The organism is Gellertiella hungarica, from assembly GCF_014197145.1.
Classification (GTDB): Bacteria; Pseudomonadota; Alphaproteobacteria; order Rhizobiales; family Rhizobiaceae; genus Gellertiella; species Gellertiella hungarica.
In genome coordinates this window covers 77,944-96,420 of record NZ_JACIEZ010000011.1, presented here as the reverse complement: position 1 = coordinate 96,420, position 18,477 = coordinate 77,944, and the positions used below count along the sequence as shown (strand labels likewise).

12 protein-coding genes are annotated in these 18,477 nt (G+C 61.6%); all 12 read left to right on the top strand.

The window, feature by feature from the left end:
• Positions 1-21: 21 nt before the first annotated feature.
• The 12 genes from GGR23_RS19610 to GGR23_RS19555 all read left to right on the top strand — a co-directional run bounded on the left by GGR23_RS19610 (position 22) and on the right by GGR23_RS19555 (position 18,335).
• Positions 22-1,599: a portal protein gene (locus tag GGR23_RS19610; RefSeq protein WP_183368018.1), complete on the top strand. Its 1,578-nt coding sequence runs from the start codon at positions 22-24 to the stop codon at positions 1,597-1,599.
• A 206-nt stretch (positions 1,600-1,805) separates the two neighbouring features.
• Positions 1,806-2,690 carry a hypothetical protein gene (locus GGR23_RS19605; protein ID WP_246365910.1) on the top strand — a complete coding sequence of 295 codons (885 nt, stop codon included), beginning with the start codon at positions 1,806-1,808 and terminating at the stop codon, positions 2,688-2,690.
• A gap of 20 nt (positions 2,691-2,710) precedes the next feature.
• Positions 2,711-3,652, top strand: a complete 942-nt coding sequence (locus GGR23_RS19600) for a major capsid protein (protein WP_183368017.1) — start codon at positions 2,711-2,713, stop codon at positions 3,650-3,652.
• 57 nt (positions 3,653-3,709) lie between these two features.
• On the top strand, positions 3,710-4,138 hold the full coding sequence (locus GGR23_RS19595) for a hypothetical protein (RefSeq protein WP_183368016.1): 429 nt from the start codon (positions 3,710-3,712) through the stop codon (positions 4,136-4,138).
• A 31-nt stretch (positions 4,139-4,169) separates the two neighbouring features.
• On the top strand, positions 4,170-4,502 hold the full coding sequence (locus GGR23_RS19590) for a hypothetical protein (protein ID WP_183368015.1): 333 nt from the start codon (positions 4,170-4,172) through the stop codon (positions 4,500-4,502).
• 116 nt (positions 4,503-4,618) lie between these two features.
• Entirely contained in the window at positions 4,619-5,200 is a 582-nt protein-coding gene (locus tag GGR23_RS19585; RefSeq protein ID WP_183368014.1) for a hypothetical protein, read from the top strand.
• Positions 5,197-7,374 carry a phage tail protein gene (locus GGR23_RS19580; RefSeq protein WP_183368013.1) on the top strand — a complete coding sequence of 726 codons (2,178 nt, stop codon included), beginning with the start codon at positions 5,197-5,199 and terminating at the stop codon, positions 7,372-7,374. Before GGR23_RS19585 ends, GGR23_RS19580 begins: the two co-directional genes overlap by 4 nt.
• Positions 7,374-7,826, top strand: a complete 453-nt coding sequence (locus tag GGR23_RS19575; RefSeq protein WP_246365908.1) for a hypothetical protein — start codon at positions 7,374-7,376, stop codon at positions 7,824-7,826. The genes GGR23_RS19580 and GGR23_RS19575 overlap by 1 nt, the downstream gene beginning before the upstream one ends.
• Before the next feature lie 3 nt (positions 7,827-7,829).
• Complete coding sequence (locus GGR23_RS19570) at positions 7,830-11,144, top strand: transglycosylase SLT domain-containing protein (protein ID WP_183368012.1); 3,315 nt, start codon at positions 7,830-7,832, stop codon at positions 11,142-11,144.
• Entirely contained in the window at positions 11,144-13,453 is a 2,310-nt protein-coding gene (locus GGR23_RS19565) for a hypothetical protein (protein ID WP_183368011.1), read from the top strand. Before GGR23_RS19570 ends, GGR23_RS19565 begins: the two co-directional genes overlap by 1 nt.
• Positions 13,450-15,882, top strand: a complete 2,433-nt coding sequence (locus tag GGR23_RS19560) for a hypothetical protein (RefSeq protein WP_183368010.1) — start codon at positions 13,450-13,452, stop codon at positions 15,880-15,882. Before GGR23_RS19565 ends, GGR23_RS19560 begins: the two co-directional genes overlap by 4 nt.
• Before the next feature lie 47 nt (positions 15,883-15,929).
• Complete coding sequence (locus GGR23_RS19555) at positions 15,930-18,335, top strand: phage tailspike polysaccharide lyase family protein (RefSeq protein ID WP_183368009.1); 2,406 nt, start codon at positions 15,930-15,932, stop codon at positions 18,333-18,335.
• Positions 18,336-18,477: the final 142 nt, after the last annotated feature.

Sequence of the window (18,477 nt, the reverse complement as noted above, 5' to 3'; positions counted from 1 at the left end):
GCACCGGCTGTGAAGAAACCGATGCAGGACAAGGCCGGTCAAGGCTTCCCTTCCAAGCAGGTAACGGAAGAGGCGCTTCGTCGTCTGAAGCAGGCCCGCGCGCAGAAGGCCCTTGTGCGGCCCGATCTGCAGGAGGCCTATTTTTTCACCCGGCCCCGGCTCAGCACCCAGGTGGACTCCACCTCGAAACCCTCGCGGCCATCCGATGACGCGGACGATCTTGCAACCGGGATCGGCTCCGAAGTTTCAGAGGACTTCGCAACGGAGGTGGTCGCCGCATTTTTCCCGCAAGGGACGGAGTGGGTTGAGGCTGGCGTTGACGAGTCCCAGCTGGTGGGCGTGCCGGCAAACGAGCGCGCCAAGCTTGAAAAGGATTTGAAGGCGCGGAACAGCATCATCTTCTCGGCAATCCGCGCATCGAACTTTGAAGCGGAGCTGGGCACCGTCCTCGACCCCGGCGCCGCGGTGGGAACGGTGGCATGGTGGATCGACAAGCCCTTCAACACCCGGCCCACACGGGTTGAGGCCGTTCCGACGCGGGAGCTCGAATTCAACGTTGAAGCCGATGGCTCCGTGGGCGACCGATTCCGGGTGCGGCATGTGTCCGCTGACCGGGTGGAGACCGTCATTCCCGGCGTTCCCCTGCCCGATGCAGTGAAGCGCAAGATCTCCAGCATGAAGAACGGGACCATCGAGATCGTCTGGTGCTTCTGGCGGAACTGGGACAGGCCGGAGGACGACAGGTGGAATTTCGTCCTCCTGGTCGACAAGATCGCTGTGAACGAGCGAACGATGGAAGGCGAAGGCTGTATCCCGCTGATCATCGCCCGCTTCTCGCCAGATCCGAACTTTGCCTGGGGGTATGGCCCCTCGATCAAGGCGCTTCAGGATTATCGCGTGCTCGACGTGATTACGGCGGCCACTCAAGACCGGATCGATATCGCGCTGGCCCCACCCCTCGCCTATCCGGATGACGGGGTGCTGAACTTCGAAAACGGGTTGGAGGCCGGAAAAGCCTACCCTTCCCGCCCCGGTTCGGGCCGCGACATCCAGCCCCTCTATTTCGAGGGGAACCCGGATCTCGGTTTCTACAGCGCCTCCGATCTGGAGCGCCGAATTCGTCGGAAGCACTTCGCGGACTATCCGGAGCAGAAGGGCGACACGCCTCCCACCGCAACCCAGTGGGCCGACGAGATGGTGAAGGCTCAGCGCCGCATCGGCACCCCGGGCAAGAAGTTCTGGCGCGAAGGTCCGTATGAGATCTACCGACGGTTCGAGTGGCTTCTGACCAAGGACGCAAAGATCGCTGACGTCACGCTGAACGGCCAGCCTATCACGCTGGTTGCCAACAATCCGGCTACCCAGGCAGCCGACAATCAGAAGGTTCAGATCGCCACCCAGCTGCTTTCCCTTGCCAAGGGCATGTTCCCCGAGACGGCGCAAGCGGCGATTGATGAGCGCGCCACCATCGAGAACGTGAAGCGGCTTATGAAGGATGAGGTGGTCAAGCTTCGCGACGAGGAGCAGACGGCTCAGCTCGTGCGGACGGTCTTGGGAGCCGCTCAGGACGCCGGCATGCTGACGGCCGGCGGGCAATAGGTGAACCATGACAAAGCTCCATGACGATGACGCTCGCGCCGCTCTTCAGTGGTTTGCTCGCCAGCCGGAAAGCCTCCCCTTCTTCGCCGCATTGCAGTCCGTTCTGGAAGAGATCGGGCCGCCGGAAACCTGTGCTTTGCACGCTCACAATGCCCGCCGCACATTTGCTCACGATCTGATTGCGATGGCAGAGGCGGAAAAGGCAGATGGAAGCGAAAGCGAAACAGACAGGCGAAGCGGGGCACGTCTCCCAGTTCGAAAATCCCGGCGACACGGCCCTGCAGGCCGGTAGCGCGCCGGGGGCATTCGTCCTTTCTTCGATGTTCGGACCTCGGGTCTCACTGGCTCCCGAAGGGGGTGCGGCGGCCGGCGGCGGTGGCGATGCTGCCGCTGCTGCCGGTTCGGGAACCCCCGAGACAGGCTCCGATGGTGGTGCAGGCGCTGGGGCACCTCCTCAGCGCCCGGACTATATCCCGGAAAGCTTCTGGGACTCGGAGAAGGGCTTCAAGGCCGACGATCTGAACGCCCTGGTGGCCTTCAAGGCCGAGCACGATGCGAACCTTGCGCAGGTTCCCGACGCCCCTGACGGCTACAAGCTGGCTCTGCCCAAAGACTTCAAGCTCCCTGAAGGGCTGACCGTCGACGGAGCGGAGTTCCAGCTGGACGAGTCCGATCCGCGCTTCGGGATGCTCCGTGATTTCGCGCACTCCCGTCAGATGAGCCAGTCGGACTTCGAGGGGATGGTTGCCTTCGGCGTTCAGCTGGATGCTGCCGAGCAGGCCCGCCTCCAGGAGGCGCTGACCGAGCAGGCGGAGAAGCTCGGCACGAAGGGCAAGGCCCGCGTCGAGGCGGTGAACACATGGCTTGGCGCGGTTCTGGGCTCTGGTCCGGCGGCAGAGCTTTCGAAGATGCTTTACACGGCCGGCCAGGTCGAAGCTTTCGAGGCGCTGATGCGCGCCAACAGAGGTGTGCTGCCGGGCAATCCCGGCGGTGGTCGCGATTCCGGGAAAACCGAACTCTCGGACGAGGAGTACGACAAGCTCTCCCCCACCGAGAAGATCAATTACGCCCGCCAGCACAGCAAGCGCTGACGGCTTAGAGGAGACCTGAAATGCCTGAAGTAATGACGCTCCCGGAATATGCAAAGGGTCTGGAAAAGACCAGCATCGAGCGCCCGCTGATCGAAACCTTCGCCGCGGAATCGGACATTCTGCAGGTTCTCCCGTTCGAAGGCTTCTCGGGCGCAGCTTTCGAAGGCTACCGCGAGGCCGATGTCGGCACCGCTGCCTTCCGTGCGATCAACGAGGGCGCCGGTTCCGCCAAGGGCAAGATCGAGCCCTTCCAGGAAACCAGCTTCCCCATCGACACGATCCTGAAGGTGGACAAGGCCATTCTGCGCCGCCATGGCGAAAGCCGTCGTGCGAAGGAAGAGGCGATGCAGATGAAGGCGCAGTCGCGCCTCTTCACCAACGCCTTCATCAACGGCGACAACGTGGCGAACCCGAAGGAGCCGAACGGCCTCAAGGCGCGCTGCACGGCCGCAAATGGCCGCCTCATCGCCAATTCTGTTGCCGCGGGTGGCGCTGCCCTTTCGCTGTACAATCTGGACAAGGCGATCATGAACACCCGGAACGCGAACCATATCATCGCGGGTCTGGATCTGCTGCCGCGTTTTATCCAGGCGGCTCGCAACACGGCGATCTCGGGCTTCGTCATCCAGTCGTGGGACGAAGTGGGCATGCCGAAGATGTCCTATGCCGGCAAGCGCATTCTCTTCGGCTATCCGAAGGGGCGCGACGGCACCATCCTGTCCTTCAACGAGGTCGGCGCTGGCGGCGGCGGAGCCGTCACCACGTCGCTGTTCGTTGCTGACATCAGCGCCGAGGGTGTCCATGGCATCCAGCTGACGCCGATGGAGGTCCGGGACATGGGGCTCCTCGATGACGCGGTGAACTACGGCACCAACGTGTCGTGGGATGTGGGCATTGTGGTCGAAAACGACTTCAGCCTGACCCGCCTCACCTCCATCACTGACGCTCCGTTCGTCGCCTGATCCATCGTGGCCCGGTTCGCCGGGCCTCATGCTTTGCTTTGAAGAGGAGAATGACCGATGGGTCAGAGAGTGTACAATCAGGACGCGGAACTCGTCCTTGCCGATGGCGCAGCCGCCATTACCGCTGATGCCGTGACTCAGGTTTCCGGCGCGAACGTGACGAAGCAGCTCGGCCCCGGCCGGTTCGAGGGCGTCCTTATTGTGGACGTGCTTGCCATCGACATCAGCTCGGCAGACGAATTCTATCACCTGCTTCTGCAGGGTTCGAACGATGCGTTCGTGAACAAGGAAACGCTGGCGCAGCTGACGCTGGGAGCGACCGCCGCCCGCCCCGGCGGCGCAATCAACTCCGTGGTCGGCCGCTACGAAATCCCGTTCACCACCGAGCAGCACGACGTCAACTACAAGGACGTGCGCCTTTATGTCGATGTCGGTGGCACCACCCCGTCCATCCAGCTGAAGTCGTGGATTGCCGAGCGCTACTAAGCGCTCGGTTTCCCCCTGAGGAGAGCCAAGAATGCCTGTCAAAACGACCCTCTATCATATCGACCACGGCGCGGCCGAACTCGACTCCTATGACGCGCGGCGGGTGCTCCAGGAGCATCCCGCAGAATGGCGCGCTGAACCCTGGCCGAAGGATGGGAAGCCCTCGTTGCCGGCCGGGGCCATCACGTCCGAGCTCAAGGGCCCGTTCGAAGCACGCGATAAGGGCAAGGGCTGGTGGGCCATCTATGATGCCGATGGTGCCGAAGTCGGGAAGTCCATCCGCGAGCCGGATGCCGTCGCGTTCAACGAGATGTCCGACGACGAGAAGGCGGAATACGCAAAGGCGCATGCCGCTGAAAGCTGACGCCAGTCGCTCACCATCGCGACCGCCTGGCTGAGGAGCCCCGAGGTTAACCCCTCGGGGTTTTTCGTTTCCTGCTGTGCTTTGCCGCGACTGGCGGGGATCGCCATTCTGCAGTCATGAACAAGATCCAGATCCTCAACGATGCCCTCTTCGCCACCGGCAACAATCCGGTGAATGTTGATGACGGCTCTGACGAATATCAGGTTGCCAATAACGCTTTCGAGCGCGCCGCGCGCGAACTCCTCGGGCGCCACCCGTGGCTGTTTGCCGTGGTTACCGAGCCCCTTGTTCGTGTGCCCGACACAGAGAACAAGTCCCGCCGGTTCCCTTCTAACGGTTTCCGGCTACCGCCGAACCGGGTGCACCTCAAGACCGTGTTTTACGGAAACGTTCCGCTGACCGACTATGAGGTCCAGGGCGATATTCTGTCCTGCAACTACTCCAGCGACGTCTATGCCGCCGTGGTGATGCCGACCAATGAGGAGCGGTGGCACCCGGTCGCCATCGCCGTCCTGACCCTCATGGTCGAGGCTGGCTGTCTCCGTGGCCTGAATGAAGATCACTCGGCAGCAGATCGACGCGAGGCACGTGCTGAAGGGATGCTGGCAGACGCGCGGCCTACCGTGGATCAGCAGAACCCGGGCAGGAACTACTATGTCAGCAAGATTGCTCTGGCGCGAAGGACGCGGCGCAAATGAGCATTCAGGACATCGCGATCAGGCAGAGGGATTTCACCTCCGGGGAGATCAACCCGGATGCGCTTCGCCGCGACGATGTGGAGCAGCTGAGGACGGGTGTTCGGCATGCCCGCAATCTCGTGTCGACGCCTACCGGGGGACTGAAACGCCGCCCCGGTCGCAGGATGATTTTTATCGATACCGGGATCTCGTTCGATTTCAGACCCTTTGACGACATTGCCTACACCGTTGTCCTGATCGCGGGCGGCGTGAAGATCCGAACCGACACCGGAACCCTCATCACAAGGCTGTCCGCGCCATGGCTGGCTTCCGATCTCGAGGATCTGACCTATGAGGTGATGGACAATGAGGTGTTCGTTGCGTGGCGGCAGCGGGTTCAGGTCATCAGCGCCCAGAAGGGCACGAATTCCTGGTCGATAGCTCCGTTCAGCTTCGCAACGGATATCAGCGGCACATCGCGGGTCCCGTTCTATCGGTTCGAAGACACAGCGAACATTACGATGCTTCCTTCGGGGCTGACCGGGAACATCACGCTGCTTTTCTCCCAGCCCGTTCTGACCGCTAACCATGCAGGCACGATCTTTCGATACGCCGGCCGACAGCTTCAGATCACAGCGGTGAACAGCAGTATCTCGGCCAATGCAAAGGTTCTTGAGAACCTCCCGCCTACCTATTCTCTAACCTTGGATGATGCTTCCGGTTTTGCCGTTGGGCAGATTGTCGAGGCAGACACCAGCGGGGCCAAGGGCGAGGTTGCTGCCGTTGCGGGCAACGTGGTCACCTTCGTCACCATCAGCCGGATAATCAAGCCCCAGGTTGACGAGAAGCTGATCAGCCCCTCCGGGAAAGGCAAGATCAGTGCCGTCGCTGCAGCTGCCCCGGCCGCCGCTGTCCAGTGGGACGAACAGTTCATGTCCGATGCGCGTGGCTGGCCGCGATCGGTCTCGAAGGACCGACAGCGCCTGATATTCACGAATTTCCCGCAGAAGAAGAACGCGGTTCTCTGGTCTGCGATTTCCGCTAACCGAGACTACCTGATCGGCGCCGATCCCGAGGATGCGATTCTGGAATGGATCGGTGAAGAGTGCCAGGTCTTCCATGTCATCGGCGGATACGATGAGTTCGCGGTCACCGACAAGGGGGTCTTTTACATCCCCGTCTCGGTCGGCACCCCCCTCCAGCCCGGGTCCATCGAGTTCCGCATCATCTTCTCGAGCGAGTTGTCCTCGATCCGCCCTATCCAAGTGACGGAAGGGCTGATGTTCGTGGATAAGGCGAGAAACGGGGTATATGCCATCTCCGCCACGGGCCAGACGGCGCGCCCATACATCGCCAACGAAATCAACCGCTACCACCGGCACCTGTTCGGCGCGATCAAGAGCATTGCGGTGACCAGCGCGACCCCCGATTTCCCGTCCCGGCAGCTCTATGTGGTGAATGATGACGGGACCTATGTGACCGGGCAGTTCAACCCAGACCGCGAATACGTCGGCTGGCTGAAGCAGGACGGTTCCGGCTATGTGAGGAATGTAGCCGGTTCGTATGGCAAGGTCATTTTCATGACCCAGTATGTCTTCAATGGGCTCGTTTATGGGGTTGGCGAGCTTCTGGATTCCTCCTGCTTGGCCGACTGCTCCCAGACCTTCAGCACGGCCGACACATCGGATTCCCTTCAGCTGAACAATGGTCAGAAGCTTCAGCTCTCGACAGGCAAAGCGCTGAATATCTCAGCGGTGGTTGCATCGTTCTACGCTGGGAAGACGGTATCGGTTTACGCCGGCGGCTTCTGGTTCGGAAAGGTTGCCGTGCCATCAAACGGGGTCGTGGCCGGGTACTCGCAATATGACGAGATAACGCTCGGTGTGGATTTCGATTGGACCTTGACTCCCTTGTTCATCAACGTCGAGGGAGGCGATGCCATGGGCCAGGGTGAGCAGAAGCGCAAGATCAAGAACATGAAAATCACGGTGCGGGAGACGCAAGAGTTCAAGGTCGGGAACCGGAAATTCGGCTCTCACCGCGGCGGCGAGGATACCGCGCAGCCCATCCCCGAGCGGGACGAGACGTACGGCTACAGGGAATTCGGCCGCAGCTATGATCCTGCCCCTGTCTTCTCCAGCACATTCCCCTGCAAATTCAAGCTCATCGAACTGAACACAAGGATAACGGTCTAATGGCTGCTCTTGCTCCTCTCGTTGGATTGGCCGGTGCCGGTGGCGCAGCGAGTTCGCTGGGCGCCGTGCTCGGCCTTGCTGGATCTGTAGTCGGCGCCGTGGGCGAATATCAGGCTGGGCAGTATGCCGCCGATCAGTCGAAGCGGGCCGCCGAGATCGGGCGCGTCCAGGCTGACCAGATCGACGCCAACTACCGCGACGAGCTCAACAGCACCATCAGCAACATCCGCTCGATCCGCGCGGCTGCCGGGGTGGCCGGCAACACCCCGACCGCAATGGCCTTCGAGGACAAGCAGCGGCAGGTCAGCGACCGGGAGCGCCAGATCGATGTCGGCTCGCGGCGCATGCAGGCCAATCAGGACGATGCCGACGCGCGTTTCCGCCGCTCGGCCTCCAAGTTCGCGCTTTTTGGCGGAGTGGCCTCTGGCCTCTCGAAATTCTACGGAGCCTGATCCATGGCAAAGCTGCCCGAAATACAGCCGCGTGGCGCGATCACGCGAGGTCCCCAGTCTTCGGTGTCTCCGGCCGAGGTCGCCAATCCGTTCCGGCAGATTGGGCAGGCGCTCGCCGACTGGGGCGACACGTTCCAGAAGAAGGAAATGGCGGACGCCGCAACGGCTGGCGAGAACGCTGTCTATCGCGACAATCAGGGCAACCTGAAAGTGGAAATGCGCTCGAACCTGTCGGCGAAGGGACGCGCCTACAACGCGGCAGCCGCACAGGGGTATACCGCGCGCGTGGCAGGAGACATCCGCGCCGCCGGTGTCAGGATTTCGAATGAGGCAAAAGGCAACATCGATACCTTCGATGGCGCTTGGACAGGGTTCCGCGACCAGCTCCTCCAGAACGTCCCCGAGGAGTACCAGGGCGCGGTTCTCACCATGCTCGATACGGAGGGCCCGCGCCTGCGCCTCGGCGTTTCGGAGCAGAAGCGGACTGCCGACATCAAGGAGTATGAGGGAAACATCAAGTCCGAAATCCAGATGCTCGATGATGAAGCATCGACACTGGCCCGATCCGGCGGCGTCGGCACTACCGCCTATCTGGAGAAGACCCAGCAGATCCGCACGCTCTATCAGCAGCTCGCCGACAATCCTGATTTCGTCGTCGGGCAGACGGAGGCGGACATCGCCCTGAAGAGGATGGAGGGCCGGCACATGTCGGAAGCCATGCTCGGGCAGGTTGACAAGGCGCTCTCGGGTCCGAACGGCCTCGCCGAAGCGCAAAAGCTGTCGAACGCCATTCTGACGGACGATAAAATCCCCCTCTCCCCGGCGGAAAGGAGGCAGTATGCGGGGCTCGCGAACGAGCGGATCAACGGCTTCGTGGCGCAAGCGAAGGCGAACCTTAAGCCGGTGCAGGACCGTTCCCAGCAGATCCAGAAGCGTTTGAAGGAGGGCGTTGGCCTCGACGCGGATGACGTGGACAAGACGGCCATGGAGCTTGCACGCGGCGGCGATCTGGCTGGTGCCACCGAGCTGATCAGCACGCGGGCAATGGCGCGCACATTGCAGGGTTTCCGCAGCTCTCCCAACTCGGTGCAGGTCAACCAGGCCGAGAGCCTCCTCGCACGAGCTTCAGGAGGAGACACGATCATCGCGGCGATGCAGGAGGTTGAAAGCGGCGGGGATGCCACCAGCGTATCCTCCAAGGGCGCCACCGGCCTCATGCAAGTGATGCCGGAAACTGCCGACGAGATTGCCGGCGATCTCGGGGATGTCAATTTCCCGAAGAACGGCACCGTGGAGCAGAAGCAGGCCTACCTCAAAAATCCGGAAATCAGCCGGCAGTACGGCACCCATTATTTCAACAAGATGCTGACCCGGTACAACGGGGACAAGGAAGCCGCGCTGATAGCCTACAATGGCGGGCCGCAGCGGGCCGATGCATGGCTGGCAGCTGGCCGTGACGACTCCGTGCTGCCTAAGGAATCCGCCGCCTACTACAAGAAGGTGCTCGGTAAGGCGAGCTCCATAGTCACTTTCTCTCCCGAAGAAGCAACGTCTGCGAAGGGGTTTCTTCAGGGCCGAACAGACAAGGCGCCCGAGGCAATCACGGGGCTCCAGGACGGCTTCGCCGTCAAGCTCGCACGGATGATGCAGGACGCGCCCCCAGAGATCCGGAATGGACTCGGTGTGTTCTCCGGGATGCGGACACCTCAGCGGCAGGCCGAGATCATCAGCGAGAATGCGGCCAAATACGGCATCGACCGCAAGGCTTGGGAAGCGGATGTCGCGAAGCTCGGCCCCATCGAAGCTGGCAAGAAGTGGGCGGGCGAGTTCAAGCGCAGCGGCCTGTCCGAAAACATCGGCAAGCCGGGCGGCTCCTACCACCAGAAAGGCACGGCCGCCGATCTGTCTTATAACGGGCAATCTCTTGCCCAAGCCCCTGCGAATGTCGTTGGATGGCTCCACGACAACGCGGCCAAGTACGGGCTGAAATTCCCGCTGGCGAACGAGAACTGGCACATCGAGGACGACAGCACGCGGAGTGGGGTTCCCTCAAGCCCGGTCGATCCCGAGCTGGTGAAGGAATACCGGCAGGAGGTGACATCCGACGCTCGCGCGCTGTTTGCAGACATCAAGTCTGGCAACGACAGGGGTCTCACCCCGACCGTCTCCAACATCGATCTGCTGAATCGCCAGCTGGCAGTGGTGGACGATCAGGATTTTCGGAACGAGGTGGCCGATTACTTCGCCACCCAGCTTGCCACGGACAGCGCCATGGTCATGGCCCCGGCTCAGCTGGAAAGTCTGATCGCCGGACTGCGCGCTGACAACGCGGATGGCTTCACCGTCGCCCAATCCCAGATGGTGGCCGGGCTTGAAGAGGCCGCGAAAGCTCAACAGGCGGCCTTGAAAGATGATCCCCTCGGCTACGCCATGAACCGCCGACTAGTCTCTAACCTGCCGCCTCTCGACCTGCAGAACCCTGACAGCTGGGCCGGCACGTTCCAGGCGTATCAGAGCGCGGTCGATGTCGTTCGCGCTCGTGGCCTCACCGGGAACATTCCGGCGCTGCGCCCGGGTGCTCAGCAGGAGCTTCAACGTCGCCTTGCCACATCCACGCCCGAGGAGCAGATCCAGCTGCTAGGCACGATGCAGCAGAACCTCAGCCCGGACACCTATCAGGCAACGATATCCGCAATTGCTGGCAAGGGTGCCTCTTTGCCCGTGGCTGCTGCTGGTGCCCTTGTAGGGGTCAACCCGCAGGCCGCCGAAGGCATCCTCCGCGGACAGGCCCTTCTGGCACAGAACCCCAACCTGGCGCCCAAGCAGACGGACGAGAATGCCGCCTTGGTGGATGAGGTGCTGCCTCCATCCGTATTCGCACCGGCTCTCGAAGGGGCACGCCAGCAGATCCTCGAAGCGGCACGCGCGCGCTATGCAGATCTGGCAAATCAGGTGGGGGACACATCCGGGCAGCTCAACGACAGCCGGATGCAGCAGGCAGTGCAGGAAGTAACGGGCGGGCTTGTTGAGATGAATGGGCATCAGGTGATCGCCCCGCGTTACGGAGCATCCCAGCAGGAGTTCGACCAGTTGCTTGAGGGACTATCGGATGCCGATCTGCAAGGCGCGGTCACTTCCTCCGGCACACGGGTAAAGCCTCAGGACCTCCTCAACGAAGGTCGGCTCCGGGCTGTTGCCGATGGCCGGTACGTGCTGGAGTTCGGCCCGGAGGACGCACCCACCTACGCACTGCGCCAACCGTCGCCGGGCAGCTACGGCGGCCCGTCCGTGTTCGTCCTCGATCTCAGGGGGAAATGATGCCGTTTCTGGTGAATGACGATCAGATGCGGGGGGCGTTGCAGGCAGCAGCCCAGCGCCCGTTCGAAGGCGTTGACCCCGGCTTTGCCGCGCGCTTCAAAGCCGATCTGGAGGCAATGCAGAACTTCTCCAACTCGAATGCGGAATACCGCACCCGAGTCGCGGCCGAGAACGATTTCCAGAACGAGTTCTACAAGGCCAGCGGGCAGATGCTTCCCAACTGGTCGGACAGCGTACTCCCATTCAAGCGCCAGGAGGCGATGAAGCAGTTCGAGGCGTGGAAGAAAAACAACCCCGATAGCCCGCTGGAGTTTCCCACCCCGGAAGTAATTCGCCGGAAGGCCGATGAGAAAGCCTCCGAGGCCAGACAGAAGTCGGTGGACCTGTCCCGCCGAACGACCGATTTCACATCCTCTGTCGGCGGGTTCCTTGGCACGGTTGTCGGTGGCATCACCGATCCGATCAACCTGCTGGTATCTGGCCTCGGGGGCTCTGCCGCCAGCGGCATCGTGCGGACAGCGCTGGTTGAGGGCGCCGCCGGAGTAGCCTCCGAGTCCCTGATCCAAACCACATCCTTTCAGCGCAAGAGCCGGATCGATCCTGAATTCTCCGTGGGAGACGCTCTCTACGAGATCGGCGCGGCCGGTGTTGGCGGCGCGGCGCTCGGGGCTGGCTTCAAGGGTATCGCAGCGGCTTGGCATAGAGCGAAAACGGGGTACTGGCCCTCTCCTGTCCGCGATGCTGCGAATGTCGTCAGTCGGGAAGCCGCGGTGCCGGCATCAAGGTTCCCCGCGACTGTCCGAGGAGATGGAGCATACCGGGCAGCAGTGGAGAAGGCTGCCGACGATCTGGTGCGGAGCCGCCCCGTCGAGCTGCCGAAGGAAGCATTCATCGAGGCGGCAGCAAGGCCCGGTCGGGTGTATGATGCGGACGGGCGGTCTGTGGGCGTTCGCTACGAGGTTGTCGAGGCGACTGACCTGATCACCTCCCATACCGACGACATGACGCCCAATCCGGCCTTCCCACCGGATTTGCAGCCGCGCGACCGGTCCCGGGCCCTGTCACGCGATCAGGTGGCAGGAATTGCTGCCAATCTGCAACCGGAGCGGCTGGGCCCCTCGCCCCAGGCTGAGTCCGGAGCGCCCATCGTAGGACCAGATGGGATCGTTGAAAGCGGCAATGGCCGCGTGATGGCACTTCGGCGAGCCTATTCGGACGCTGGGACCTCGGCGAACAACTATCGCAACTTCCTGCGCGCGCAGAACTTTGACATCGAGGGGTTTACCAACCCCGTTCTGATTGCTCGCCGCGTCACAGATCTGGAGAACGGGGAGCGGATCGGGTTTGTTACTGCCGCCAATCGGTCAACGGCGATGCGCATGGGGGCGACCGAGCAGGCGCTTTCTGACGCTCGCATGATAGACGGATCGCTTCTCGACCTTCTGCAGGGATCGGACGTGAAGGCGGCGGCGAACCAGCAGTTCACGCGCGGCTTCATGGCGAAGCTTCCCCGAGCCGAGCAGGGCTCTCTTATGGATGCCGGGGGCTATCTGAGCCAAGAAGGAGAGCGGCGCATCACCGCTGCCCTGATGGGTAGAGCCTATGGGGAGCCGGCCCTTCTGGGCCGGGCTCTGGAAGATACCGACAACAACATCAAGGCGATTGCCGGGGCGCTCGCGGACGCGGCTGGGCCTTGGTCACGGTTGCGCGATGCCGTGGCGCGCGGCGAAATCCCGGGCGGGATGGATATCACTCCCGACCTGATGAATGCCGTCCGGCTGGTCATGAAGGCGCGCGACGAAGGCCGCTCCATGGCCGATCTGGTCAACCAGGCGGAGATGTTCGGCGGGCCGGATGAGCTGTCAAAGCTGGTGGCGAGAGCGCTGTTCTCGGATGCGGACCTGAAGCGGCCGGTTGGCCGGGCACGGCTGGCTGCCTTCCTGAATGATTTCGCGGAAGAGGCCATGAAGAACGACTCGGGGCCGCGGCTGTTCGGTGAACCGCTCGGGGCTCCCGATATTCTCAAGTCTTCGCTGGATCGGGTGGGACGTTCCGATCTTGCCCAAATAGCCGAGGAAAGACTGACGGCGGATGCAGTTGAAGAAATTGCGGCAAAGCCCCAGACGGTGGATGCGCACATACAGGCAGCACAGCAGCTGAGGGCAGAGAGACCTGGCATCACGGTCGATCTCGGCGATGGGCTTGGCGAGCGCTCCCTTGATGACATTCTCGATGAAGCAGATGATGAGATCGCCGCCGGCAAGGAGATCGAAGTCTGCGCCACCGGCACGGAGGTTGCCGCCCAATGAGCATTGCAAACTGCCTCACCAAACTTGTCGCCGCACAGAGGATCACCCAGAAGCAGGCAGATGATGCCCTGGCCCTGCACGAGGGATTGCAGCAGCGACTCTACCCGGCCATGGGCCCCGCATCCGCCGATGCAGCCTCCGCGCTCGAAGCCGCGCGCGTGATGATGGAAGCCGCCAAGGAACGGAAGTATGCGGCGGCGAAGCAAGCCATCGCCTATGCGCAGGCTCTCGACCGGATGGAAAAGCACCCTTCCGGCAAGACGGCGGGTCTGCATAGCCTTCTGGTGCGAGACAACCTCGAAGGGGGCGAGGCCATGGGCAGCGCCATCCATATCGACGGCCACAGCGAGAACGTGACAAAGCGGCTCCTCGGCATGATGGATGGCGCTCTGAAGCCATATGCCTCCAGGCTGGCCGGTCTCCGACAGGATACGGAGTCCGTCTGGAACATCGCGCGCGAACTGTTTGGCGACGACACCGGGGATCAGGCTGCGAAGGCTGCGGCCGCCGGCTGGAAGAAAACCACCGAATATGCAGTTGAGCGCGCCAAGCGTGCGGGAAAAGTGCTGTCTGTGCTGGAAGACTGGCGGCTGCCTCAATACTGGGACAACAAGCGGGTGGGCCAGTTCTCGCAGTCCGAGTTCGTCAACGATCTGATGAGCGAGTTCGAGGCGGGCAACATCAAGGTAATGGACAAGCAGGGACAGGGCGAAGCGCCCCGAGCTGCGGTCGGTGGCATCATCGCCAACGCCTACAAGGACATCACGCTCGGCAAGGCCAGCAACGGTGCATCCGGTGGCTTCAGCAACCAACTCCGCGTGTTCCGCTTCCAGAACGCCGATTCGTATATTCGGATGATGCGCAAGTACGGGATCGGTGACGGCGGGCTGCACGGCACGCTCATCGGGCATCTGAGCGGAATGGGCCGCGAGATTGCCACGCTCGAGATCCTGGGCCCCAACTACGAAAGCACGTTTGGGAAGCTGCTGGAGCTCGCCCGACAGGATGACGCGGTGCGCAACCGGTCGCTCCTGGCGAAAGCCAAGCGGTCGCTGAGTATGAACAGCCCGGCAGCTGTCCAGCGCACGTGGGACTCCGTCACCGGCAAGCTCGGGGCGGTGCAGAGCGATCTGATAGCGGGCATCGGCGGCGGTATGCGCAACATCCAGACGGCGGCACGACTCGGCTCGGCCACCATCGCCGCATTGCCCGGTGACAGCTTCACAGCTTCGCTCGCTGCCAACTACAACGGTATTCCTGCGACAGCAGTTCTGGCGCGCCTTGTGAAAGACCTGACCGTAAACCGTGAAGGGGCTGAGGAAGTCGCCCGCATGGTGAACCTCACTGCCGAATCCATCATAGATCACGCGCTCGGCAGCAAGCGCTTTGCGGATGAGGTGGTCGGCCAGGGGCTGACCGGGCGCGTTGCTGACACAACGATGCGGCTCACTGGCATCAACGTGTGGACCGAAGGCCTGAAGCGGGCATGGGCCATGGAGTTCAACGGCTTTATCGCACGGCAAGCAGACTATGCGTTCGATGATCTGGACCCGGCGTTCCAAGGGTTCCTGCGGCGATATGGCTTCTCCGCCGATCAGTGGGAGGCGATCCGCGTCACGCCTCCGCTTGAGGCCGATGGTGCGCGGTTCTTCGACGTCAACGGGGTCGCCGATCAGCAGCTTGCGGACAGGCTGATGTCGGCGATTATCGATGAGCGGAAATTTGCCGTGATCGAACCGGACGCTCGCATCCGTGGTGCGATGTCCGCTGGCCTCCAGCGCGGGACGTTTATGGGCGAGCTGGTGCGCAGCGCAACACAGTTCAAGTCCTTCCCGATGACCTTCATGATGACCCACATGATGCGATCCGCCATTCAGGACGGTATGTGGAACAAGGTCTTCGCGGGAACCAAGCTGGTCGGGCTGATGACCATTGCCGGGGCGGTGACAGCCCAGATGCAGTCGCTGATTGCAGGTCGGGACCCACAGGACATGGGCAGCCAGAAATTCTGGATGCAGGCCGCGATTCGTGGCGGCGGCTTCGGGATGCTGGGCGATCTTGTCTATTCCTCGACTACCCGAGGCGGAGATGGCCTAGCAGCATATGCTATGGGCCCGGGCCCCGGCGCGATTATCTCCGCCACTGGCGACCTGATGCAGGCCGCCGCGGGCAACAAGGAGGTATCGGGCAAGATGCTCGCTCAGCACCTCAAGGCATGGACGCCCGGCTCCTCCATGTGGTTTGCCAAGATTGCAACGGACCGTATCCTGTTCGATCAGATCCAGACGATGATCGACCCCGACTATCGGAACACCTTTGCCCGTTACGAGCGGAGGATGAAAAAGGACTTCGGGCAGGGCTTCTGGTGGCGCCCGGGAGAGGCGCTGCCCACTCGAGGACCCGATGTAGGCAACGCGGTCGGGCAATAGCCGCCAGTGCTTTGCTGACATGGGACATGGCGTGGATTATCCCTTCCATGTCTACGACCGCTCCTGATGATCGCCATACGGCTTACGCCCCCGTCGTCGCAACCACAGAGTTTGCGGCGGACTTCCCGCTGTTCGATGACGACGACTTGATTGTCATTCACAACGGACAGCAGCGAACCGACTTCACCATTTCCGCGACCTTCGTCTCAGGCGTAGCTAATGACGCAAGGGTCACGTTCAATCCCGGCATCATTGGTGACGTGAGGATCGTAGGCATGCGCGCGCCCCACAAGGCGTCAGAGTTTGCCATGGGTAGGCCTATATCCCCTGAAGACCATAATCACGTTCTCGATGTGATTGAGGCCGAAATTCAGGAAATACGGCGAGATGCCGACCGCGCCCATAAGGTGCCTTATGGCGAGAGCGGGAAAGTCTTTTCCGGCGACCAGATCATTCAGGCAGAATACTTTGCGAACCTCGTGCTGGCGGTCGCAGCCGGCATCCAGGCGAACGCCAATCCCGGCTTCATGCTGGCGTCCAAGTCCTTTGCAGAAGGGAGTTTCCATCCCACCACAGCCCCGCCCTACATACAGACGGCTGGGTATTACAATGCGGGGGATTACGGCGGCGCCCGATATCAGAAGAACAACACCACCGTTGGCGATCTTGTGATCAGCCTCGCAGACGGCACGCTGGTCGGGTATTCCATCACCGAGCCGGAGGTGGTTCCGCAACAGTTCGGCGCTGTTCCCGGCATACTGAGCAATCAGCAGGCAGCCCTACAGTCATGGCTGAACTACACAGGTGGGAATCATCGCCTGCCTGCCGGAAACTGGAGAGCGGATAGCGACCTGGTACGCACAGCGGACCTCTCCTTGCGAGGAGAAGGCACGCTCGATTTCTCTTTCGGAACCTCCGCGCAGCTGCGGGTTCAGGGGGCGCTTGTGCTCCTCAGCAAGCTCAGCGCGAATGTGAACAAGCAGTCGAGAACCTTGCAGTTCGCCGCCGCCCAGCCGGTCAACCCCGGCGATGTGGTGATTGTTTACAATCCGACCGACTTCTCGTTCGGCGGGCGCCGTGACGTCTATCGTGATGGCGGCATGTTCAAGGTGCATTCGCTCAGCGGAAACAACCTGCTTTGCTATGAACAGGCGACAGATGCCTACACTGCTGCAAGCATGGATGTATACCGCCTGGATGGCGTCAGGGCCCGGATCGAGGGCATCACGATAAAGCCCTGCAACACGGCGGCCAAGTCGGGCATTCTCGTCCGATACGGCCGAGATGTCGTCTTTCGCGATGTCCGCGCAACGGGCGGCGGAACCTACTGCGGGCTTGAAGTCGACCTCTGCTATGGCGTTAACATCGACTGCGGTTACGGGGAAAATAACTCTCCGTCTGTCGGCGATGAATACGGCATCGAGATCTCCAGCTGCCAGAACGTGACCGTGCGTGGCTCGGCCTCCTATGCCACGCGACACGCTGTTACCATCGGCACCTACGGTACGCCGGGTTCAGTGCCGTGCCGCTATGTGACTATAGTCGGTATGCACCTCTTTACTGGCCCGATTGCAGATGTTGGAGCGGCTGACTTCCATGGTTGCGCTGATTTTTGCAGCTACGTGAATTGTTTCATGTCGGGCGTCTCCCTCGGGGGCAGGAACGTGCGCCTTCAGGGTTGCACGGTTTTCGGCATGTACGGCAGCACGGCCGGTATGTGCGTCCAGGCGGCCGAGATCAACGGCGGCTATGTCGATATCATCGACTGCGAATTGATCTCGCAAGGCGATGGCTCGACAAGTTCGCTCGCCTATATCCTCGTTCAGCCGATTGGGCCGAGCGGTGGCGGCTATCCGGCCGGCGCGAATATCCGCGAGGACATCACTGTCCGCATTATGAACACCCGCATCGTGTCGCCTAATGCTGGTGTCAATGCGCGCGCTGTTTTCGTCCAGGGGATCAACACGAACAAGAAGGTCAATGTGATCATCGACGGGCTTCATTGGGATGCTCCGCAGGGGCAAGCGTTCTTGTTCGCCCGGGATGAGGTTCTCGCGACACTTCCGAGTGATTTCCTGATCGTTGACAATGTGTCGGGTCCGAATGGGGCGTATCTGATATACCCGACCGGCGATCTGACAGGCATCCCCACGCGTGAAATGACGCAAGTCGGGTATGTGGACACTGCCATTGCATCGGGAGCCGCGTCGGCGGTGAGCGGGACGTTAAATTTCCGCTATCCGTATTCGAAGATGCCCAACGTTCTCGGGGTGACGCAATCTTCAACCAATGGTGCCGCAAAAAGCACTTATGGTAACAAGGTTGCGAACACGGCGGTTTACTCGCTAACCAGCACCGCAATCCGCTTAACAACGCTCACAGCAGACGCTACGAATTTCACAGCAGCGGACAACGTGCGGCAACACTGGTCGGTCGGGATTAAAGACTTCTAAGTGGGGGCGGTCTTCAATAGCACTCAAGGCCGAACAGGTTTTCCGTGTAAATCTCTTGGTTGTCGTCTTCCAAGCCGCGCACGCGACATTCACCAGTATCTAATAGAGAATATACGACCATAATGCTAACAATCGTGATGAC